Origin of the sequence: Mycolicibacterium hodleri (assembly GCF_025822245.1) — a bacterium.
In the GTDB taxonomy this organism is placed as follows: Bacteria; Actinomycetota; Actinomycetes; order Mycobacteriales; family Mycobacteriaceae; genus Mycobacterium; species Mycobacterium hodleri.
The window spans coordinates 26,886-47,644 of record NZ_JACKTL010000015.1; the positions used below are offsets into that span (position 1 = coordinate 26,886).

Here is a 20,759-nt window from a genome sequence, read left to right on the forward strand (position 1 = left end):
GAGTCTATCGAGGCTGACGGGCTATTTCGGGCTCCGCGCTGGGGTCGTTTTCCTGCTGGGCGACCACTTCGTCGAAGTCAGGGAGGTTGTGCGCCGCCTGGAAGATCGAGGCGATCTGCTCGGCGGTCTCCTGTCCGGCCACGGTGACGAGTCGGGTGATCTCCTTGGCGATCTCGGCGGCGGTCTTGCTGTCCAGGATGCCGGGCTTGAGCCACAGGTCTTGCAGCTGCCCGTTCATGTCGACTTTGACGGCGATGTCCTTGTCCTCCGAAAGGCGCTCGGCGGCGATGCCTTTCATCTTCTCGATGTGCCGGAGGAGATGGTCATGGACCGTATCCGCGTACAGCAGGGTGTTTTTCACATCAGGGTGGATGACGGCCATGGTTGTTTCCTACACCATCCTCGTCGCGTCGATCGCTCTCGCGTTAGCCTCTTCTTGCGCCTTGGTCGAGGCGATGGAGAAGCGCAGCGCGTTGGAGGTCTGCGTGTTGTGTTCGGCGAAGGCCGCGCCCGCGATCTGCTTGCTGGCCATGAACTCTTTGATCTTGAGGTAGGTGCCGAAGTTCACCTTGCCGTGTGTGGCGAGGTACCGCTCGGCGAAGTCGGGGTCTCCGGAGGCCCACTCGGCCAGCTCAGCGGCGTTGAGGTCGTGTTCCTCGGCGAACTTCTCCAACTCCGAGTAATTGAGCTGGAACGGCGCCCCAGAGGCGCCGGCCGGGGTGCTGGCGGGGCCGCCTTCGGTGGTGGCGTTGCTGATCGGAGCCAGTCCACCGCTGGCGCCAGGGCCGGCAGCCGCGCCACCTGGATCGCTGGGGTCCTCGTTGGGCACGTAGAGCCACATGCCGTCGTCGCCGATTTCGTAGTGGTAGTCGCCGGGGCTGCTGGTGCTGCTGATCAGCTGGGCCGGGACGGGTCCGATCGCGCCGGGACCGGCGGCCGCACCACCGGGATCCACCGCTTCGTGGGCGTCATGCCAGTTGGGAGAATCGAACCAATCGTTGTCGGACATCGTGTCTCACATCCCCAGGTGTCTAGGTGTTGACGGTCGGCGCGCGGAAGGCGTTGGCCGAGTTCTCGTCGGTGGCCTTCGTCGAGTCGATCGCGCCGCGCAGGCCTACGGCGGTGTCGGAGTTGCGCTGCGCGTAGGCGCCTGCCTCGAAAACACGACTCTCGTTGTAGCCCTTCACATTCAGATATGTCGCGTAGGCGACTTTTCCGTGGGTGGCCAGCAGCCGTTCGGCGAAGTCGGTGTCAGTCTTCGCCCACTGTGCGACCTGCTCTGCCTGCTGATCATGGTTCTGCGCGAACCCTTCCAGCTGGGCGTAGTTGACCGCGAAGACGTCCTTGTCGGACTGTGTGTGCTCGTTGTCGGGATCGGTGGTGTTGCTGGCCGGGCGGTCACCCTTGATCACGGTGTCGGGCCCGGGGATCCACGCCCCGCTGGCACCGAGGGGAATGTAGCCGCGCGGACCCAGCTCTCCAGGCCGCAGGAATTTGATGTCCTCGATCTGGATGGGCCTCTCCCCCTTGGGCGGGGTGTAGGACCCGGGCCGGAACTCGTTGGCGCGTGGGTCAGGAATCCAGACGCCGCTGCCTTTGCCGAGTTCCTGCATCCCGGTGGGCCCGAGGGCGCCGGGGACGGTGACCTGAATGTCGCTGGCGTAGAGCGGCATCCGGACGTTGTTGTCAGACACGACACCCGGCTTCATCTGGTTGACGCCGGGGTCGGGGATCCACAGGCCGGGCAGCAGCTCCATGGAGTTTGTCGGACCTAGCTCGCTGGGGTCGAGCTCAACGATGTCGGCGATGTCGAAGGTGGTCATGATTCTCTCCGATCCTCTATGGCGTTCATGGGGCGGCTATTCCAGTCCTGCTGCGATGCGTTCGTGCTTGGTGGTGCGCGTTGCCGGCGGCGGAGCGTCGTCTTCGAACGGCGACGGCGGCGCGGCCTGGGGCACCGTTGAGCTGGGCTGGGGTGGCGCGGGCTGTTGGGGCGCCGGGGCGCCGGCCGGCCCGGGGCCGGACAGCGGGACGCTGTCCGGGGGCGGCTCGGCCGGCACCGAGGTGGGCGGGGGCGTCTGCGGCTTACGTGCCGGCGCCTCGTCCGACGGCGGGGCCGCGGGAGCGGGAGGGGTTTGACCCGGCTGCTGCGGTGGGGCCTGCGGATCTGTCAGCGGTGGGGCTGAGGTGTGCGTGGACAGCGTGGGGTCGGTTTCGGTGGGTCGGAAGACGCCTTCGAAGCCCTTCTGGTCCTTGAACACTTCCTCCAGCGTGTGGATCTTGCCGGCTTCGCTCGGGTCGGCGACCAGACCCGGCGCGACCGCCACCATGGTCTTGTCCTGCCACTTCAGCACGTCCCCCGGCTGCATGTCGGAGGGGTCGACCTTGGCGCCGAGGTTCTTGCCATCCCCGGGCAGCTCCAGGCCGGTCGGGCTGTAGGCCTTCTGCGCGGCGTCTCCGCCCGGCGAGGCCTTGTCGATGGCGTTCTGGGCCGCGTCGGCGGCCTGCTTGTTCGGTGCCTCGATGACCTTGCCGTCGGGCAGGGTGACGGTGGGCTTGGCTCCGCTGGGGTTGCTCGCGGGTGTGGCGGTGGCCGGCTGATTGTTCGCGCCGGCCGGTCCCGGGGTGGCACCGGCGACCGCGGCCGGCTCGGCCGGCGTTGCACCCGGCGCGGCTGGCGGCGGCGGGGCGTTCTGGGGCCCGGCGTTGAGCGGGGTGATCGGCGACTTCTTGTCGTCGGGCTTGCCGGTGTCGGTCTCGGAGAGCTTGCTCAGCGGCTTGGCCGCATCCGACAGTGCTGAAAGCGGGTTGCCGCCGCCACCCATCGGGTTGCCGCCACCGCCGAGCCCGCCCAGCGGGTTCATGCCGCCGAGTCCACCTAAGGGGTTGCCGCCCATCGGTATTCCCCCGCCGAACGGTGAACCCATGCCTCCGTTGAGGAGATCCTCCAGGCTCTTCTTGTCGTCGGCGGGCGGTGCGCTCAGTGAGGGGTCCCCCGCCGCGGGTGGCATTCCCGGCGCCGGGGCGCCTGCCGGGCCCATCGGCGTGGGAGGGCCGCCGGCTGGGTTGGACGGCACGTTCTGCTGGGTGTTGGCGGCGTTCTCCACTGCGGTCTTCACGGTGTCCAGCAGGGTGGACTCGGCCTGCAGCAGGCCGTCCCAGTCACCCTCGTCGAGAGCTTTGGCGGTGGAGTTGAAGGTGCCGATGGCGTTGTTGATGGCATCGCGGCCGGCCTGGGTGACGTTGGCCGAGTTCTGGACAGCGGTCTTGAATGCTTGTGCTGCGGCGTCGAATTCGGACTCGATGCGCTTGAAGTCGGGTTTGACGTTGTCATAGGCGTCGATACCGGATTGCTCGCCGGTGTCGGTGCTGAACGGGAACTCGGGCAACTCGCTGGTGGCCGGTGTCCCGCTGCCGAACAGTTCGTAGAGGCGCACGACGACGCCGGTCATCTGGTTGGGGACGTCGGGATCGATGTCAGTGGCCCAGGCGGGGTACTCCGGGGTGCTCATGCCCTCGGGCACGCTTACTTGGGTGCTCTGCAGCGGCGGCTTGGCGCCCGGTGCGGGTGCGGGCTGCCCGTTGGGTGTCTGCTGGGGGGACGGCGCCCCGGCGAAGTACTTCTCCTTGCTGATCGGGTTGCCGCTCTTGTCGAAGTACTTGTGTTGTCCTGTGGCGGGATCGATTTCGTAGTAATCGCCGTTGGCGTTCACGGGCGTGAAGAGGTCAGTGAGCGGTGAATGGTGCCAGGCCGGGCTGCCGGGGAAGTTGGGGGGCGCCTGGCTGTGGAGCGGGCCTACCTGATTGCCGCGCGCGTCCACCGGCGCGTACTTGCCATCTGCCATCCTGCGGAAACCCGCGGGCGGGAACGGTTGTCCCACCGGCTGAAAGTTTTCGTCGGCCTTGGTGAAGGTGCCGTCACCGTTGTTGATCCAGTTCTGATTGCTGGCGCTGTCCCGGTAGGCCAGGGTGCCGTCGGCGGGCAACCTGGTGCCGTCGCCGAAGACCAGGTGGCGTCCAGATGAGGTGTCGTCGGTGTTGTCGAAGCGGATGTTGGGGTCGCCGTACGCCTCCCGCGCCCGCCCGAGCACGGTGTCCCAGTAGGTGTCGTTGGTGCCGATGTTCCACGACTGGCCCTCGGGTCGCCATCCGGGTGACCAACCCATCCCGAAGCCGACCGTTTGGAGCGGTTCCCAATGGGTCAGGTCACTGAACTTGTTGTCGGTCACGGGCCTACATACCTCCGGGTGCGGTGAAGCGGTGAGCGCGGGAGCTGGGGAGTGCGGAGCGGTTAGAGGGCATAGGTTTCCCCTCCGGTGGGGTAGCCGCCGCCTTCTGTGGCGATGTGCACGTGGTCGAAATGGTTCGCGGTGTCTCCTCCGCGGCTGTCCATTCCCCGCGGCGACGATCCCTGCGTGTACATCGTCTGTCGCCAAATCGCATGGTCCAGGCCGTATCTGGATGCGTGCTGCATGGCGAAGGCCAGTACGCGGTCCCCGAGCGCTTTGCCCTCTGCGCTGGAGTAATTCGGGATCATGACGTCGATCGCCAAGCCGTTGGGGTGCCACTTGAGTGCGTCTTGGCGGTATCCGCCGATGTCGGAGATCTCGGGGAACGCGGCGCTGATCGCGCGGGCCAGCAGGATTGTGTTGCGCTGCAAGCCTTTTTCGGGGGCCACGCCTTGCGGTAGCGCACCGTCTGGGGTGGCCCGCGCGGCCAGGCGGGTGCCCTCGGATCCGCCCTTGCCCGACGACAGCGATGACAGCATGCTGGCCGGCGCTGAGGACAGCCCGGACAGGGCGCTCAGCGGGTTACCGCCGCCGCCTCCAGATCCGCCTCCCATGCCGCCGCCGGGTCCGCCGCCCATGCCGCCACCGGAGCCACCGCCCATGCCCGGCATGCCGGAGCCGGCGGACTTGGCCTGCTGGTAGTACTTCTGGGCCAAGGCGTCGACGAGGACACGACGCATCTCGGCCGGCGGCATCTGGGTGCGGACGGCGTTGGAGCCGTTGGCTACAGCGTCAGCCTTGTTCTGCAGCGATGCCATGGCCCCCATCGGGGTGTTCTCCACGGGTGTGAGTGCGTCGTCGCGGCTGACGTACTGGTTGGTGGTGTTGTCGATGTCCTCGCGGCCGGCGTTCACGTGGGCACCCGACTCGTCGACGACCGGCACCAGCGACGGGTCGACTTCGGCGAGCGCTGCACTGATCTGGGCCTGACTTTTCCGCGAGAGCACCAGCTTCTCGATGAAGTCGCCTAGGCCGTTGGGCAGCGCCTCCAGGCGTTGGCCAACGTCGTCGGGAATGGTCGAGGGCAGCGGCGCAGTCACAGGTGTCCCCTCTCCGAGGAGGCCTCGGAGTTGGTTGAGGATGGCTGTGATCTCGTCACGAGTTGCGCCGCCTGACGTCATTTACGGGGTGGGGTCCGGTGCGGCGCCGCCTGCGGCGCCCTCCCCGCCGCTGGGCTGATCCTTGCTGTCGGTGCGGGGTTCCAGGGCTGCCGTGCGGGTCTGACGGCGTGGAAGTGCTGCCCGAGGGACACCGAGGTCGGTCAGCTCGGCGGGCTTCCATCCCGCCTCAATGCAGGACTGGGCGGCCTTCTCGATGTCGGAGTCCAGGCTCTTGAGTTCGGCTTCCTTCTCGGCCTTGGCGTCGAGCAGCTCGCCGAGGCGCTTGACCGGATCCAATCGCGCCGTGAGCAGCTCGTTGGCGCGTTTGGTGAAGTCGTTCTTCTTAGCCACCGGTGGAGGCTCCTTTCGTTAACCCTGATGTTTCCATTATTGGCGATACCCGGCAATTTTCTGCACGTCAACGCGTGTTTTCTTGATGGTTGGATTTGCCGAGTCGGTTGGGGGTGCTCATACGGCCGCCAGATGGGTTTCGGCGAGGTCTTTGACCTCGATCGTCGCGTCGCTGGCAACTTCGGTTTCCTCGCGCTCACCGGAGAAGGCGTCGCGCAGGATGAGCACGGTGGTGTCCGGGTCCTCTCCTGGACTGGGTTCTTCGTCGAGGATGGCCCAGTCCCCGGTCTCGGGGTGGCAGAGGTAGTCGCCGACCTCCAGCTCGCTGACGTCGACGCGTCGGCTTTCGACGTCGAGGTCGACGTAGCTTTCGGCCAACTCTGCAGCAGACGCGGGTCGGGGGCCGCCGGGGGCGTTGCCGAAGATGGATTCCACGCCGCGGTCCTGGAAGTCCAGCCATCCTGGGGGTGCGTAGCCGGCGGCGTGCGGGTCGAAGTGGGGGTAGTCGGCGGCCTTGAGCAGGGGCAGGTTCTGGTAGGTGCCGAAGCCCTCGGGTTGGGTGGTCGGATCGGTCTCCGGCGGCATGACGATGCCGCGTTCGTAGAGCGCGACCGGGGGGCGCAGCTCGTCGACGATCTGCTTCTCGTCCTCGTCGGCGGGGTCTGAGGGGTCGGGGACGTAGAAGGCCTGCACTTCGGTGGGCCAGCCGGCGCGGTTGAGGGCGGTGCCGCGGCCGCGGACGCCGATCGGGACGGTGCGTCCGGCGTTGGCGTCGTTGTGGATCATCATCGCGGCCTGGGTGGACAGCTTGCCCAGCGAAAGTCGTTGAGTGAAGTTGTCTTTGGCCTCACCTTTGAGGAAGTCGGCGTCGGCGCGCTGCAGGGCGGCCACGCAGTGGAAGCGGCTGGTGCGGCCCAGGCGCAGTAGTGAGGAGAACTGTCGCAGCGTCGGGCAGTCCCGGGGTGCGCCTTTCTCCTTGGTGTTGGCGTAGAAGGTCTTGATGGCTTCCTGGAATTCGGTGTACTCGTCGAACACGATCATGAAGGGCTCTTTGGTGGACAGGGCCCGGCGGTTGCGCTTGTACAGGTTGTAGCGCTGCTGCATCTCCTTGTAGATGGTGTTGACCAAGGCGATTGCTTCGTGCGGTTCAGTGAGGACGGCCACGACGTTGGGATAGGTGCGGTAGCTGGTGAACTCGCCGCCCTTGAAGTCGATGATGAAGATGCGGACCCCGAGGCGGGCGGCCTGCACGATCGCGTTGTGGATGGTGGCAGTCTTGCCGGTGCCGGTGGGTCCCATCAGCAGCATGTGGGGGTTGACTTTGAGGTTCCATTCGATGACGGTGCCCTCTTCGTCGACGGCCAGGGGGATGGCGGCGTGGTCGTAGGTGGCGCACGCTTGCTCCACGGTGGACACCGGCGCCTGGACGGGCGGGTAGACCTTGGTGGGCAGCTCGGGGCGCAGCTCGAAGACGGCGGTACCGGCGAGGTGATCGCAGCGGGTGGCGCGCCATCGGCCGGGAAGCAGGTCGCTGATCTTGCGAGCGATCGACCGAAGGCGGTCCGTGCCAGACAGTTTCGCGCCGATCTGGTGATGGACGGTGAATTGGCGTATGTCGCCGCTTTCGCTGTACTGCACATCGGTGACCGTGGCGCCGGAGGCGAACAATTCTGTGCTGGCTATCTGCTCGCGAAGTCCGCGCACGGTGGGGGACTCCGTGTTGACGCTGGCCAGGCTGGCGGTGATCAGCTGGTCGGTGGTCGCGTAGGACAGCGTGTAGTGCGAGCCGACCGCATCGTCGAGTCGGCGGCTCAGTTCGGGCTTGAGTTCTTCGCGTCGGCCGCGATAGGCCAGCAGGATTGTCTTGGGTTTCTCTGGTTGTCCTTCGACTTCCTCGTCCCATTCGGTGATGGCGACCAGGCGTCGGCGTGGCAGCTCGTCGTAGCCGAGATACGGGTAGAGCGCCCATTCGATTTCGTTGAGGTAGCGGGCGCGTTCGCGGCGCTCGCGCAGCTTCTCGGTGAGCAGGTCGGCCACGCCGTAGGCCGCGATGACGCCGATCGCTGCGGCGATCAGGTCGGGGATGAACGGGATCAGCGCGAGGATGAGGACACCGCCGGTGAGCGCGGTGGCGGCCAGGACGGGGGCGGCGACGGAGGGGACGGGACGGCGGTCGTCGGGGTCGTGCTGAACCGGTGCGGCCATCCGGATCCCGATCATGACCGCGGCGACGATGCCGATGGCGATGGCGGCCAGTGCGGCGACGGTCAGCACGGTGGGGCCGGCTCCGCGGGGGTTGGCTCCGGGCAGGGCCAGTAGCGGGTTGGTGGTGCTGAAGTATCCGTTGCGCAGTGCCCACGACGTCGCGGTGGCGGCGCCGCTGAACCACAACGCGCCGATCACCACGGGCACCGCGACGATGGCGGCGAGTCCTGGATTGCGTTGTGCTGTTTCGGTTTTCGTCATATCAGTAACCCTTCGGCGATGCGTAGGGGTTGGCTTGCTGCACCTTGGACATCAGGTCTGATCCGTCGGCGGACACCGAGTACCTGCTCATCATGTAGTGGATGGCGGCCGCGGCGTTGGAGACGGGATCGAAGATGTCGCGTGACGTTCCCGGGCGCCAGTGGGCCGCGTACGTCGAATCGATGGTTTGCATCCAGCCTTTGGACGGGGTTCCCTTGGCGGCGTTGGAGTCCCAGCCGTTGACGGCTCGGGGGTTGTTGCCTGACTCCCGCTGTCCCATGGTCATCAGGCCGGGCAACCAGTTGGCGACCGCGCGGGGGTCGGTGATGCCGTTGGCGGCGAGAGCCTTGATCGCCCAGGCTTTGGGTCCGCCGGCGGCGAGCAGCTGCTGCTGCTCTTGGTCGTCGGGCCCGCTGGCGTTGAGGTCCTTGAGGTAGTCCGCGGACATCGATTTGATGGTGCCGGCGTTGAGTGAGTCCTTGCCGATCGCATCGGTGAGGACCGCTCCAGCTTGCTGGAGCCCTTGGGCGATGGTGGTCAGGACGCCGAACTGACCCATTGGGGTGTTGGCGATGGGCCCCATTGCCTGCAGGGCGGACTTGACCTGGTTGATGATCTGTTCGATCTTGTCGCGGCCGAGGGTGGAGTTCGACGCCGAATCTTCAAGGGAGGAACGCAGTTTGCGCTCCAGGTTGTCCATGGCGCGGGCCTGGTTAGCTTGTTTGTCGACGTCGGACTGGTAGGCGTCTCCGGCTTGCCCTTGCATGCCGGTGCTGGCATCGGTGGAGCCGAGTCGATCGAGGACACCTTGCGGGAAGCCGCTGGAGTTCGGCATGGCCGGGTTGCCTTGGCCGAACTGGTTGAGGATCTGGCCGAAGGGCGCGAGCAGGCCCGAGCCGATGCCCATCAGTGCCGACGGCAGGCTGGCCAGCGGTTCGGCCAGGCCGGAGAGCATTCCGGCGGCGTCCTGCGCGCTGATCGGGGGCTTGGCGGCGTCGGCCGCCGCGTCGTCGGGGGTGGCCGCTGTGTCGTCGGCGCCTTCTGAGTGATCGTGGCCGTGATCGTCGGTGCCGCCGGCGGGTTCGGCCGCGGCGGCGGGGTCGCTGGCGGCCGGCGGAGGGACGGCGCCCGGTGTGCCTGGCGGCGGGACCGGTGCTGCTTGTCCTGGCGCGGGCGTACTCGTGGCTGCGGGTTGCGCGGCCGCTGGGGCGGTCGGCGTGGTTGCCGGCGGTTGCTGCTGTGCTGGTGGTGCGGCCGGGCCGCCGGGTAGGCGCGGCGTGATCGGCAGGATCGGGGCCCGTCGGTTGTCGCGGGAGCCGGTGTCAGGGGATGTGCCGATGCCTGGAGGTAGCGGGGGTGCGGAGGTCTCGGCGAGCTGCTCTTCGCTCACGGGGTCGGCACCTCCTGGTGGGTCTGGGTGCGGGGTCGCTTGATGATGATGTTGCCGGTGGGCAGAACTCCTACGGCGATCGGCTGGTTCACGGTCGTGGCGTCGATGCCGAGGGTCGGCGTGATGGCGATCATGACGGCGGTCGGTCCCTGGGTGGGGGTGAAGTTGAAGAACACGAGATCGCCGGGGCTGATCGCGCTCGGGTCGACGCGATCGCCAGTGTCGATCTGTTGTGCGACGTCCTTGGGCAAGGTGACCTCTCCCCCGGTGGCCTGGTAGTAGGCGTATCTGACCAAGTTAGCTGCCGAAAAGGCCTCATTCGTGGGGCCAGCGGTACTTCCGTCGGCGTCGGTTGCCAGTAGGCCGACCTGGTTGTTGGCCAGGGTGGCCGCTTGCCGGCCGATCTCATCGCCTGGTGTGGTCAGCGGGGGGCCGACGACATCGCCGTTACGCACGGCGTTTGCGCATGCCGTGGTGTTGGCGTCCGCGGTGGGTGGTGGGGTCAGCGTTGCGTACGGATTGGCGGGGGACGTGCTATTTGCGCTGGTGGTTGCCGTGGTGGGGGTCGACGTCGGGGTGGCGGTCGTGGTGGTGGCGCTGGTGGTCGTCGCCGGCTGCAGCGCCGAGGTCTCCCAGGCTGTCGACGGGGCCTGGTCGAAGGGGACCGAGGTGGCCAGCCGGGGGACGACGGCCAGTGCCGCGGTGTTGCCGACGGAATAGCCGAGCCGGGATTCGCACTGGTAGGCGAAGTTTTGCTGCTGATCGGACATGCGGCTGAGTGCGACGATCGCGGTGATGACCAGGACGAGGGCCAGCAGGATCAGGACTGCGGCGACGGCGAGGATCACGGGCCATCCAACGGCACCGACGACGGCCGATCCCGCGGAGACGGCGACCTTGCGGGTCCCCTGCACGGCGGCGGCGCCGAGCAGTCCGCGTAGCGCCGACTGGCGACGTGGTTCGTTGTCCGGTGAGGTCACGGGGCGTCTCCTTCATCGCGGTGTCGGGGCCCTGGGGGTGGCGGCAGGGGCCGGGTGGATCCGGTGGCAGGCGGTGTGGCCGGCGGAGCGGGTGGCGGTGCGGGGTGCGCTGGCGGCTCGAACGGTGAGGGTGGCGCCGCTTCGGCGCCGGCGGGCCCGGGCGCCGGCCCCGACGGTAGGGACGTGTCATCGTCGCTGGTAGGACCGTTACCCCAGTCGGGAAGCGGTGCCGCGGATCCCGTTCTGGGCGCGGGGGGTGGTCCGTCGTGGGGCCCGGAGCCGGCGGGGTTGCCTCCTGGCGGGCTGTACCCAGGGCTGGGTGCCGATGGCGGCGCTGAGGGCGCCGGGGGCTGGAGGTCGTTGGCCGTTAGCGGCGTGGCCTGCGACGATGCCACGTCCCCGCTGTCGGGTGCGGCGCTGAACTGTGTGGTCGCCGGCGCCGATCCGCTCTGCGGTGCTGGCGCCGCTCCCCCACCGTTACCGGTCGCCGCGGGGGCCCCGTTGCTGGGTGTAGATGCTGCTGTCGCCGGCGGCGCCGTCGCCGTGGACGCGGTGGGTGGGGCGCTGCCCTGCTTGGCCGCTTTTTTCTGCTCCTTCTCGGCCTCTTTGGCGGCTTTATCGGCTGCTGCAGCTTCGGCGGCCTTCTTGTTCTCGTAGATGTCGGCGCCGCGGTCGAGATGGCGGACCATCGAGCTGCGTCCCCCGCGGACGAACGGTGCGACGACGTGCAGGGCGTGCGAGGCCGACGGTGAGCGGGCGGCGAGCGCGCCGCCGGCCATGGTGGCGCCGAGGCCCATGGCGACCACGCTGCTGTCGCGCAGGAATCCTCCGGCCTTCTCCTGCAGGATGTTCGTGGTCGGCGGCGGTGGTGCGGCGCCGACGCTGCTGATGACCCCTGAGGCGACGTTGGCGCTGGACTGTTTGAGGCTCTTGGACATCGCGAAGACCAGCCGGATGGCGACCATCATCAGGATGAGGGCCGACATCATCGCCACGACGCCGTTGCCTTGTTGGCGGAAGACGACGGTCACGATCTCGCCGATGAAGATCGTCATGGTGATGTAGCCGAACATCGCCACGCCGGAGAACAGCATGGCGACGAACGTGTTCACCAGTGACGCCTGGGGTCCCCCGGGGATGACGCCGACAGCGAAGCCCCACAACAGCTTGAAGGCGTTGGCCACGGCGCGGAAGAACTCGAGAACGATGTGGAATCCGAGTACGGCGCAGAAGAGCGCGAAGATGCCGATGAACATCAGCATCAGGACCCCGGTGCCCAACTGTCCGGGGCTGGGGTTGTCGGCGGTCGCTTTCATCGCGGCCGAGTCGGAGGCACCGCATGCCCGGATGCCGTCCTTGATGTTGTCGGGGTCCCCGGATCTCACTCCCTCGCTCCAGGCCGCCGCGCAGCTCGGGGTGCTGTCGGGCTGCCCGGCGAAGTTCCAGGTCTGCAGTGGCCGGCGAACGAACGAGGTGGCCAGCGTCCCTTCGAGGCGGTTGAGGGTGTCGGAGGTGTTGTCGAGGCCTGCCACGGAGTTCGAGCCCAGGCTGACCGCTACGTCGCGTCCTTGGGCCAGGGGCCCGGAGTCGGAGATGACCCAGCTGATGGGTGAGTAGACCAGGGCTCCGCCGATGAGGGCGATGAGCACGGCGGCCGCGCCTTGGGAGGCGGCGCGGGGCAGGTTTCCGCGCAGGATGTTCACCGCGACGAAGGTGGCGGCGACGATCGCGGCGATCGCGGCGACGCCGGGCAGGATCTGGCCGGCGTAGTCCTGGACGACGGATGCCACGGGCTGTACGAGGTCGGGCAGGAACCCGAAGCTGATGACGTACATGAGGAACCAGATGGCGACGCCGCCGATGACGACGAACAGTCCGGCTTCTGCTTCGAGCAGGGTGGCCAGGACGGCTTGGGATCCGCCGTCGAGGATGGATCCGTAGTCGGTGGAGATGGCGTAGCGCGACAGCGGGACGCCGTAGGAGTCGGTGACCCCGAGGACGTAGAGCAGGGGGCTTTGGGGCCCGATCGCAGCGTGTGCTTCGGCGGGAAAGAGCAGCGCGACCAGGCACAGGCACAGTTGCAGGTAGATCGGCAGCATGGTGAACCGGCGCAGGCGGGTGGCATTCGACAGTGCCCAGCCGTGGGCGAAGAGCTGGCCGAGTGTGGGCAGGGTGGGGTCCCAGCCGGGTCGGAAGAAGGCGGCGGCGAGCACTAGATCGTCACCTGCTCGGGTGTGGTGGACACCGCGCGGGCGCGGTCTTCGCGGGCGGGTCCGAAGATCTTTCCTCGGCCGATGCGGCCGCGGCCGTCGGCGATGAAGCACTCGCCGCGGCGGTTGGGGGCGACGGTCTCGCCGCGTCCCACTGGCGGCGAGGTGTTCTCGCGGAGCTGCTTGATGAGGTAGGCGTCGCGCTCGATGTCGACGCCGAGCCACTCCAGGCTGTTGGTCGCCAAGGTGGTGTGGCGTTGCCGGAAGGCGAAGCGGTTGGGGATGAGGTTGTGCGCAGTGGAGGCGTAGTCGGCCTTGGGATCTTGCGAGGACAAGATGATGCCGGCGGCGTGTTTCCGGCCGTCCCGGACGAATTCTTCGACGATCTGCTTGCCGACGGTGGTGGCGGTGAAGTGGTAGGCCTCGTCGACGACCAGGGCGCCGAAGCGGCCCGGCTTGAGGAACTGGTCGCGCGCCAAGAGCCCGACCAGTTCGTAGAGCGTGTGGCCGAGCCGTTTGCGCCACGGCAGGTTCGCGTAGGCGTGGGTCAAGGTCAGTTCGTCGACGGTGGGCAGCGCCAGGGTGTGGGTCCGCACGACGGTCGCGGTGGCCGTGAGCGGCATGGGTGGCAGTGCCCGGTCGAAGAGCACCGGGGCTTCCACGGCGTCCATGGCGCGCACGAGTGCGTGTTGGTCGTCGGCGTCGCGGCCTGTGGAGCGCTCGGCCTGGCGGGCCAGGTAGTCGCGGACGTCGGCCAGGGAGCGCAGGTGGTGGGCGGCGCGGCGTTCGGGTTGCAGTGTTTCGGCCAGCAGCGTGCCTGGCGCGGATACCACCGGGATGTTGAGCAGCGGAAGGATGGTGTCGAGGGTGATGCGTCGGGCTTTGTGCGGGTCGTTGAACAGCCGCAGCGGATCGAGGGTGAACCGGGGGTCGTCGAGGGTGATCAGGACCGATCCGGGGATCGACTGCAGCAGTGGGATGTACTCGCCTTGCTGGGATCGGTCGATGACGAGGAACTGTCCGAGCAGGTCGGCGATGATGCTGATCAGTGTCTTGGTGAAGTAGCTCTTGCCTGAGCCGAGTTCGCCGGCGATGGCGATGGCCGGGCTGATGTCGGAGAGCACCTTGTTCAGGAAGTTGAAGTGCAGCGGCTCGAAGAGTCCTGACAGGAGGTTGACGCCGATGATCGGGCCGGTGTCGTCGAGCAGCCGCGCGGTGGTGAAGGGAACGAATCCCGCCCAGTCGGGGGTGGCGGTGACGTGCTGGTAGTCGGTGTACACGCTGTCGGCCGGCGCGCCGGGGTTGAGCATCATCCAGAGCTTGCGTTGGGCTCCGCGGGGGGTGTCGACGCGGATGCCGAGGCGACGGAATTTGGCTTTGAGGGTTCCGATGCTGCGGGTCAGGTCAGCTTGGGTGGGGGCGCCGACGGCCAGGACGGTGGTGAACTCGACCTCTTCAGCGTTCTCGTTGGTGGCGAGGCTGTCGTTGTAGGCAGCCAGGGTGTCGACTTTGCGTCGCAGCTCTTGGGTGTGGAAGCCGACGTCAGTGTCGCGTTCGCCGAGCTGGACGCCGAGCTTGCCGAGCACCTTTTCGTTGAGTTGCATCGCGGACTCACGGTCGCGGCGGCGCACGCGCATGGCCCAGTCGACGCTGACGTCGGGGATCCCGTCGAGCACGGACAGGAACTCGGAATGGCCGGGGAATCCCATGGCCGGTGGGAACGACATCGGGGTCAACATGGCTTGGTAGCTGTTGATGACCTCGCCCTCGTCGAGCCGGATCATGGCTTTGAGCATGGGGTCGAAGCTGCGGCGGAAGGACTTCTCGGTGCGGGCGCCTTCGTCGAGGATGCCCGGGAGGAAGTACGGGGTGGGGGCCGTCGTGCTCGGTGAGGCGTTGGCTGGGTTGTGCGGGGCGTGTTCGAGTGCCGAGCCACGCATGAGGTTGTGGTTCCAGATGAAAGGCAGCAGCCCCTCGGGGACGGGCTGCAACCGGAAGTTCGATTCGGGGTCGATGACGGTGAGCAGCTCCTCGGCGGCGGCGAGCTGCTCGGCGACGTCGCGGGCGGAGGGTTCTCCGCGAAGCGCGCTCTTCCCGAGAGGGAAGGTGATGGTGTAGATGCGGGTCAGCGGGGCGATCTCAGCGATGCGCTTGTAGCCGGCGAGGGTTTCCTTGATGTAGTCCGGGGTGCGGTGCAGGTCGACGCGATCGAGTGATCGGTTCATGACGTCGACGAGATCTAGCGGCGCCTGCAGGCTCAGCAGCAAGGTGTTGTCGGGGCAGTTGAGGATGAGCGATTCGTGCGCGTCTGCGACGCCGGCTTTGTCTTCGGGTTGGCGCAGGCCGTAGTCGATTGCCTCGACGAAGTAGGTGGCGAAGACGCCGCCGTGGTGGGTCCACTGCAGATGGTGGCGGCGGGCTGCGGTCGGCTGGCGGAGCTTCACGGTGCGCTCGGGTCCTTCGTATGCAGGTGTGGCGTTGCGGAGGTCAGCTGGCGTTGAGGGGGGTGTCGTCGATGACGAATGCGTGCGGGTTGGCCGAGGCTTGCCGATCCAGCTCCTCGCGGGCCAGAACGGTCGGCTTGCGGTCGACGATCAGGCTCACCACGCGGGCGGCCTTGCCCAGGACGGGCACTCCGTCGTACTTGATCAGGCTCAGGGCCGCGGTGACCGCGAAGGCGAGCAGGAGCCCGGTTCCGAACACGGCGATCGCGTTATAGGGCAGCAGCCGGGTCGCGAAGATGGTCGCGACGAGAGTCGCCGTGAACCCCACGATCTGCTCGATGGGGCGAGCGCCGCCGGGGAGTCTGCGCCCACCGGGGAGGCGTCCGACGTAGGTCCGGAAGCGTCGTCCTGAGGTGGCGACACGCACCCAGCGCACCCAGGTCATGCGGCCGCCAGGTCGCCGGTCAGGTCGGTCGCCGCGGGCAGCAGCGGGGCCGGCGCGGGCATCGAGTAGCCGCCACCGCCGCCGATCTGCTCGCCGGTGTTGCTGCCGGCGCTGATCAGTGACGGGATCATGGCGAAGACGCCGGCGGCACCGGTGATTGCCAACGCCGAGACGGCGATCTTCACCGGATTGCGGCCCGCTTCGCCGAACAGGTTTCGGAAGAAGTAGAAGATTCCCCAGAGCAGCAGCAGCGTGCCGGCGCAGCCCACGGCGACGACGCGGATGTTCTCAAGGAGGACCTGGAGGTCGGTCATTGGAGGGTTCCTTTCGATCTCGGTTGAGGGTTCAGCCGCGCGTCGGTGGTGGCGGCGGAGTCGTCGATGTGGAGGTGGTGGCGTTGTCGTCCTGCGGAGTGTCGGGCCGTGTCTGCAGCAGCGGCGCTGAGGCGATAGAGACCACCTGCCACTGACCCTCGACCGACCTGAGCGTCAGGGGGTAGGCGAGCTGGGTGAGGGTGTAGTTCTTGGTGCGCGCGGCCACGGTGATGTAGACCTCGGCGGTGTCGGCGCCGCTGCCGTTGCCGCTGACGTTCGCGTCGATGGACACCGTGTCGACCTTGGCGTAGGGGGCCGGCTGGATTGGTTTGTCGGTGGCGTCGGCGGTGACGTAGCGCGCGAAATCGGCTCCGCCGGTCAAGTAGGAGCGGACGAATCCGGTGGCGGTCATCGCCAGGGGCGAATCCGCCGCGACGGTGTAGCGGTAGCCCAAACGGAAGTCGACGCCGACTCCGGGCCCGGCCACTTGCATCGGCAGCGCGGTAGCGCGCGGAGCACCGTCGAGCACGGTGATCGGCACGCGGTAGTAGGTCCGCTGCGGTGCTGTGGTGGTAGCTCCGTTGACCAGTCCGGAGATCGTCACTGTCCACAGGGCCACGCCGTCGCCGGTCGTGGTGATCTGCTTGGCGAAGGCCACATCGGTGTCGGTGAACTGCCCGGCAATCGGCGGCAGCTTCACGTCCTTGAGCGTCACGTAGTGGGCGAGCTTTTGTTCGTCGCCCGCTTTCGCCGTGAGGTATGTGGTCACGTAATCGCGCGCAAAACCGGTGACAAGTGTGGACGCGGGCACTGAGGCGTTACCCGGTGTGGGGTCGCTCTGATCGGTGTCCGGCCACAGCGATGTGAGAAGAGAGATGACGGCGAAGAGCCCGCCGATGATGCCGAGGATATTGACGGAGCGGCTCAGGAGTAGGCCTCGATCGAGGGGCTTGACCAGCTCGTCGAAGTGCTTCCTTTGAGAGGGAAGTTTACCTGTCACGGTAAATCAGTCTCCCACAGTCCCGGCGCCATTCTCGGCGAGCGCACGGGTGAATGCGGCGTCCGCCTCAGGGCTTTCATCGACGATGAGTTTGAGCAGAGCGGCGCGCGCGTTCATGTCGAACGGATCGTCGTGCAGCTCGTCGCAGGCGATCTTGACGTCGCGTGAGTAGGCGCGCACTGCGGCGATCGCGGGGCTGATGTCGATGTTGCGCGAGCGAGCTGATGCGGAGGTCGCCATGGTTGGGTGTCCTTCTCGGAATGGGAGCGGGGCTGGGTGCCGCCTCTATCCGTGAAGTACCGGCCGCGGGTGCGGTTTCCGTCGCGCGCCGGGGCGTCGAATTTCGTTCCGGGCGTGAGCAGCTAACCCGCTATTGGGAATAGCGCGTCCCTAAGATGGGCACCCTGCTGCGTATCTGATTTGCTGAACCCCCCTTGACAGGGGGGGTACGCTGGCCGTGCAGCGGAGCGATAAGGACAGCGTAGCCCACCCGAGGGAACGTAGCTGGCGCTATTTTCGCAGGTCAACCGTGTGAATGTGACCTCACAACCGTTGCCGATAACTTCCTCGCAGGTCGCGCACATGAATTGTGCGCGACCGCTCACGAGCCGCGCACAGGGCGCATGACCAGCTATCAGCAGAGCCGCGCACGTTCCGCGCACATGACGCGCACGACCGGGTGCACGCCGCCCGCTCATCGACGCGCACGCTGGGCGCACGTCCACCATCAGTGTGCTGTGAGCGTGAAATTCGGGCCCTGGATTTTCCGTCGCGTGAGAACTGGGAATTACGGTCGCGCACCCCTCAGGCATCCCATGCGCGCTGATCAGCGACGTGTGAGACCTCGTTTTGTGTCGTAGATCACATGCGTGAGAAGTTCTGCGGGGGCGCTTTCACGCCGTCGCTCACGTCGTAGCTGACGGTTAGCTCACAACTGGTTCCGAGGCTGTGGTCATCAGCTGCGCCGCACTGGCGCACCACGACTCCTTCAGGAGACTGGCGATGACCACTCAACCTCTTGCCCTCCCCCGCCCGGCCGCCGCGCTTCGTGAGCATGCGCTCCGCACTGCCGGCCTGCGCTCCCACCGCGCGCACGTCACCGACTGGCTGCGCGCCGTAGATGTCGTCAGCATCGAGCAACTCTTTGACGCGCTCGGTGGCCGGGACACCACATCGACGGCTCTGCTTCTTGCTGAGCATCGCCGCGGCGTCGGCCTGGCCGCGACCGTGCTGCTCGGAGCCAAGGCAGTGATGCTGTCCTCTGTTGCGCGGCACGCTCCCGGCGATTCCCTGGAGGAGCGCTTCCAGGTCACCGTTGATGCGTTCCTATCCCGTGCCTTGCCGGCGGTGAAGCCGACGCACAAGCACGCCGACGCGCAGCTGTACTGGATTACTTTGCGCACTGTCACGAAGCTGCATGAGGCGCCGCTGTGCTCCGCGGAGCCGTCGTTTGAAGATGTCGCCGGCGAGGATGTGCACGCCGAAGTTGACACCTACCTGACCGCCGATGTTCTCCTGGATTGGGCGCTGGCTCGCGGTGTTCTGGTCGAGCAGGATCACCGTGCTCTGAAGATCCGGTTTGGTGGTGACGCCGCACTGCCGGTGCGTGAAGTCGCGGCGGTGTTGGGTGTCACGGAGAACAAGCTGGAGTCGCGTCTGCGGCGCGCATTGACTCGACTGCGCGAGGCGGTGGAGTCAGATCGCGATGATCTGGATCGGGCCTGTGTTGAGGCGCGGTGGGGCCGCGTCGGCGCCGATGTGTTCGCCGGAACTGGTGCGGCCGCATGACCGGGTTCTCTGGGCCGGACGGGATAAAATTCCCCGACGCTGGTAACGCTCTCGACTCGGAGTGGCGTGCGGCTCCAGGCCCCGAAAGTGATGTCGATATGTCCGATCTGTATCACCGCCATGCAGACCAGATCGCCGATGACTTGCTCGCAGACCCGGAACTGTTCGAGGACGTGAGCGCTGAGTTCGCGTCGAACTCCGATGAAGGTTACGGCGAGTGGATGCCTAACACCGATGACGCCGATCTCGGTGCTGGCGCCGGGGAGTACGACGCGGCCTACGCGGCGTACGACGGTGATGATCGCCGCGATCGCGACCTCACCGATGAGGAGCAGTCCGATCTGGCCGAGCTGGGCCGCGTGATGACGGGTCCCGCCGATCACGGTCTGTTGACGGGAACCGGGCGGGGCGCCTACGTCCATCGCGACGATGACGACGTTGCAGTGCCTGACCCGGGCGCTGGGGATGTCGATCTGGATGGCGGCAAGGACAAGCCGTGGTGGCAGTTCGGGTGGTTCGACGGGGGCCGGCGCTCGCATCGGCTCGGTGCGATCGCCGCCGCGGTGGTGGTTGTTCTGGTTGTGGTCGTCTTGGTCCTACCGAGTGGTGGAGAACAGCAATCGTCGACTACCGCATCAACGACGCCGGCGTACTCGGTGCCGACAATGACTGCGCAGCCGCCCTCCTCTCCGGCTCCGGCGGATCCCGGTGCATCGGCTGCTGACGGGCCCATCGGGATCAAGTCCGCCGCGAGTCGGTGCACTGCCGGGTCGACCGATCCGATGCAGGCCTTCGACACCGATGTGAACACCGCGTGGATGTGCGTGCCGGCATACGGAGTTCCCGGCACGGTCCTGCGTGTGGAGTTCGACAACTGGTATGTCGTCACCGGTGTCTCCATCGTGCCCGGCTGGAACCGGGTCAATCCGGACGGCTCGGATGAGTGGCTGAAGCACAAGACCGCGGCGACCGTCGAGTACCAGTTCAACGATCCCGACGAGACGCGGCTGACGCAGCAGACCAAGAACTTGCGCGATGAAGTGGTCACGCCGGTGCAGCCGCCGGTTCTGGCGTCCGCGATGACCATCACGATCACCGAGTTCGGCACACCCACCGGTCCGGTTGCCGACACCACGACCATTCCCGGGCAAGGTGGTGTCATTGCCTCCGACACCCCCAAGACCGGTGACCTGAACGACTTCGCGGTGTCGTCGATCAGCATCATCGGCCACCGCGCCGCGTAGCCGTCGCGGGCCGTGTCGGCGGCCGGTTCTAGGGTCAAAGGATGCGCCGCGCGTACGTCGAATCCCATGAGCCCTTCCCCCGAGCCCTCGCACAGGCTCTGCGATGGGCCGGTGACAGCGCCACCATCCACGCACCCGACACCCGCAGCATCGAGGAGAACCGCCTCCACGAGCTGGGGATCAGGGTGACGTCGCCGTCATCGAAGTCGCGGTTCTATGGCCGCCCGGAAGGCACGGTCGTTGCGACGTTCTTGAACCTTTCCGAGGTCCTGGAGGTCGAGCGCCGCGGCGGGATCGAGGGCCTGGTCGTTGTTTACGCGAACGGACCGTCACGCTTTCCTGGGGTGCCGCACCACGGCCCGTGGGTGACTGCTTTCAACCCCGAACACCTCGGTGGACGAGAGATCGCGCCTATTGCGTCGGCGCCGGCAGCCCTGCGGGCGGCGATCCGTGATCTCACCGGGCTCGCGGTCGGTAACCAAGGCTTAATCGACAAGCGCGAGCGATCGGAGGTCATCCACGCGCTGACCTACTTGCGCAGCCGCGGTTTTGAGCTCGATCCTGACGCGTTGATGGTGGAGGCGCTGCGCAACGAATGGGGCGGCACCGGGCCCGAGGAACTGCGGCAGATCGCGCTCGATCTGAATAAGGGCAAGCAGCTCCAGTTCGACAAACGTCGGTTGCGCCCGGAGCGCCTCGACGAGTGGGCCGCCACCAAGAACTGAGACGAACGGCCGC

18 protein-coding genes are annotated in these 20,759 nt (G+C 67.1%); 3 read left to right on the forward strand and 15 right to left on the reverse strand.

Going from position 1 to position 20,759, the window contains the following annotated elements; translation table 11 throughout:
- Positions 1 to 4: 4 nt before the first annotated feature.
- The 15 genes from H7J06_RS03555 to H7J06_RS03625 form a co-directional block, all read right to left on the reverse strand.
- A complete protein-coding gene (locus H7J06_RS03555) occupies positions 5 to 382 on the reverse strand; it encodes a hypothetical protein (protein ID WP_264037074.1) in 378 nt (125 codons plus the stop codon).
- Positions 383 to 391: 9 nt separating this feature from the next.
- Complete coding sequence (locus tag H7J06_RS03560) at positions 392 to 1,009, reverse strand: type VII secretion target (RefSeq protein ID WP_264037075.1); 618 nt, start codon at positions 1,007 to 1,009, stop codon at positions 392 to 394.
- A gap of 22 nt (positions 1,010 to 1,031) precedes the next feature.
- Positions 1,032 to 1,823 carry a hypothetical protein gene (locus H7J06_RS03565; RefSeq protein ID WP_264037077.1) on the reverse strand — a complete coding sequence of 264 codons (792 nt, stop codon included), beginning with the start codon at positions 1,821 to 1,823 and terminating at the stop codon, positions 1,032 to 1,034.
- A gap of 36 nt (positions 1,824 to 1,859) precedes the next feature.
- Positions 1,860 to 4,229 (reverse strand): hypothetical protein, encoded by a 2,370-nt coding sequence (locus tag H7J06_RS03570; RefSeq protein WP_264037078.1) that lies wholly within the window; start codon positions 4,227 to 4,229, stop codon positions 1,860 to 1,862.
- A gap of 62 nt (positions 4,230 to 4,291) precedes the next feature.
- A complete protein-coding gene (locus tag H7J06_RS32310) occupies positions 4,292 to 5,329 on the reverse strand; it encodes a VldE C-terminal domain-containing protein (RefSeq protein WP_052765078.1) in 1,038 nt (345 codons plus the stop codon).
- 81 nt (positions 5,330 to 5,410) lie between these two features.
- A complete protein-coding gene (locus tag H7J06_RS03580; RefSeq protein ID WP_046361216.1) occupies positions 5,411 to 5,740 on the reverse strand; it encodes a hypothetical protein in 330 nt (109 codons plus the stop codon).
- 117 nt (positions 5,741 to 5,857) lie between these two features.
- On the reverse strand, positions 5,858 to 8,206 hold the full coding sequence (locus H7J06_RS03585; RefSeq protein WP_046361217.1) for an FtsK/SpoIIIE domain-containing protein: 2,349 nt from the start codon (positions 8,204 to 8,206) through the stop codon (positions 5,858 to 5,860).
- A gap of 1 nt (position 8,207) precedes the next feature.
- Complete coding sequence (locus H7J06_RS32315; protein WP_052765079.1) at positions 8,208 to 9,596, reverse strand: DUF4226 domain-containing protein; 1,389 nt, start codon at positions 9,594 to 9,596, stop codon at positions 8,208 to 8,210.
- Positions 9,593 to 10,576: an NlpC/P60 family protein gene (locus tag H7J06_RS03595; RefSeq protein ID WP_264037084.1), complete on the reverse strand. Its 984-nt coding sequence runs from the start codon at positions 10,574 to 10,576 to the stop codon at positions 9,593 to 9,595. Before H7J06_RS03595 ends, H7J06_RS32315 begins: the two co-directional genes overlap by 4 nt.
- The gene (locus H7J06_RS03600; protein ID WP_076051651.1) at positions 10,573 to 12,789 is read right to left on the reverse strand and encodes a hypothetical protein; all 2,217 of its coding nucleotides are present in this window, start codon (positions 12,787 to 12,789) and stop codon (positions 10,573 to 10,575) included. Before H7J06_RS03600 ends, H7J06_RS03595 begins: the two co-directional genes overlap by 4 nt.
- Positions 12,789 to 15,230, reverse strand: a complete 2,442-nt coding sequence (locus H7J06_RS32320) for an ATP-binding protein (RefSeq protein WP_264037088.1) — start codon at positions 15,228 to 15,230, stop codon at positions 12,789 to 12,791. The genes H7J06_RS03600 and H7J06_RS32320 overlap by 1 nt, the downstream gene beginning before the upstream one ends.
- Positions 15,231 to 15,273: 43 nt before the next feature.
- Complete coding sequence (locus H7J06_RS03610) at positions 15,274 to 15,675, reverse strand: hypothetical protein (protein WP_067391709.1); 402 nt, start codon at positions 15,673 to 15,675, stop codon at positions 15,274 to 15,276.
- Positions 15,672 to 15,989, reverse strand: a complete 318-nt coding sequence (locus H7J06_RS03615) for a hypothetical protein (protein ID WP_067391712.1) — start codon at positions 15,987 to 15,989, stop codon at positions 15,672 to 15,674. The genes H7J06_RS03610 and H7J06_RS03615 overlap by 4 nt, the downstream gene beginning before the upstream one ends.
- A gap of 31 nt (positions 15,990 to 16,020) precedes the next feature.
- Positions 16,021 to 16,989 (reverse strand): conjugal transfer protein, encoded by a 969-nt coding sequence (locus tag H7J06_RS03620; RefSeq protein ID WP_308205693.1) that lies wholly within the window; start codon positions 16,987 to 16,989, stop codon positions 16,021 to 16,023.
- A 6-nt stretch (positions 16,990 to 16,995) separates the two neighbouring features.
- Positions 16,996 to 17,229, reverse strand: coding sequence for a hypothetical protein (locus tag H7J06_RS03625; protein WP_264037090.1), 234 nt, complete (start codon positions 17,227 to 17,229; stop codon positions 16,996 to 16,998).
- Positions 17,230 to 17,991: 762 nt separating this feature from the next.
- Between H7J06_RS03625 and H7J06_RS03630 the strand changes: the two genes are divergently transcribed.
- The 3 genes from H7J06_RS03630 (at position 17,992) to H7J06_RS03640 (ending at position 20,746) form a co-directional block, all read left to right on the forward strand.
- On the forward strand, positions 17,992 to 18,777 hold the full coding sequence (locus H7J06_RS03630) for a hypothetical protein (protein ID WP_264037091.1): 786 nt from the start codon (positions 17,992 to 17,994) through the stop codon (positions 18,775 to 18,777).
- 98 nt (positions 18,778 to 18,875) lie between these two features.
- Positions 18,876 to 20,021, forward strand: coding sequence for a hypothetical protein (locus H7J06_RS03635; RefSeq protein ID WP_264037092.1), 1,146 nt, complete (start codon positions 18,876 to 18,878; stop codon positions 20,019 to 20,021).
- 41 nt (positions 20,022 to 20,062) lie between these two features.
- Entirely contained in the window at positions 20,063 to 20,746 is a 684-nt protein-coding gene (locus H7J06_RS03640; RefSeq protein ID WP_264037094.1) for a DUF1889 family protein, read from the forward strand.
- The last annotated feature ends 13 nt before the right edge of the window (positions 20,747 to 20,759 follow it).

Excerpts from the sequence above, each read along its gene's own strand:
- H7J06_RS03555 (WP_264037074.1), bottom strand. The coding sequence starts at position 382 with ATGGCCGTCATCCACCCTGATGTGAAAAACACCCTGCTGTACGCGGAT.
- H7J06_RS03560 (WP_264037075.1), bottom strand. The coding sequence starts at position 1,009 with ATGTCCGACAACGATTGGTTCGATTCTCCCAACTGGCATGACGCCCAC.
- H7J06_RS03565 (WP_264037077.1), bottom strand. The coding sequence starts at position 1,823 with ATGACCACCTTCGACATCGCCGACATCGTTGAGCTCGACCCCAGCGAG.
- H7J06_RS03585 (WP_046361217.1), bottom strand. The coding sequence starts at position 8,206 with ATGACGAAAACCGAAACAGCACAACGCAATCCAGGACTCGCCGCCATC.
- H7J06_RS03610 (WP_067391709.1), bottom strand. The coding sequence starts at position 15,675 with ATGACCTGGGTGCGCTGGGTGCGTGTCGCCACCTCAGGACGACGCTTC.
- H7J06_RS03615 (WP_067391712.1), bottom strand. The coding sequence starts at position 15,989 with ATGACCGACCTCCAGGTCCTCCTTGAGAACATCCGCGTCGTCGCCGTG.
- H7J06_RS03625 (WP_264037090.1), bottom strand. The coding sequence starts at position 17,229 with ATGGCGACCTCCGCATCAGCTCGCTCGCGCAACATCGACATCAGCCCC.
- H7J06_RS03630 (WP_264037091.1), top strand. The coding sequence starts at position 17,992 with ATGACCACTCAACCTCTTGCCCTCCCCCGCCCGGCCGCCGCGCTTCGT.
- H7J06_RS03635 (WP_264037092.1), top strand. The coding sequence starts at position 18,876 with ATGTCCGATCTGTATCACCGCCATGCAGACCAGATCGCCGATGACTTG.
- H7J06_RS03640 (WP_264037094.1), top strand. The coding sequence starts at position 20,063 with ATGCGCCGCGCGTACGTCGAATCCCATGAGCCCTTCCCCCGAGCCCTC.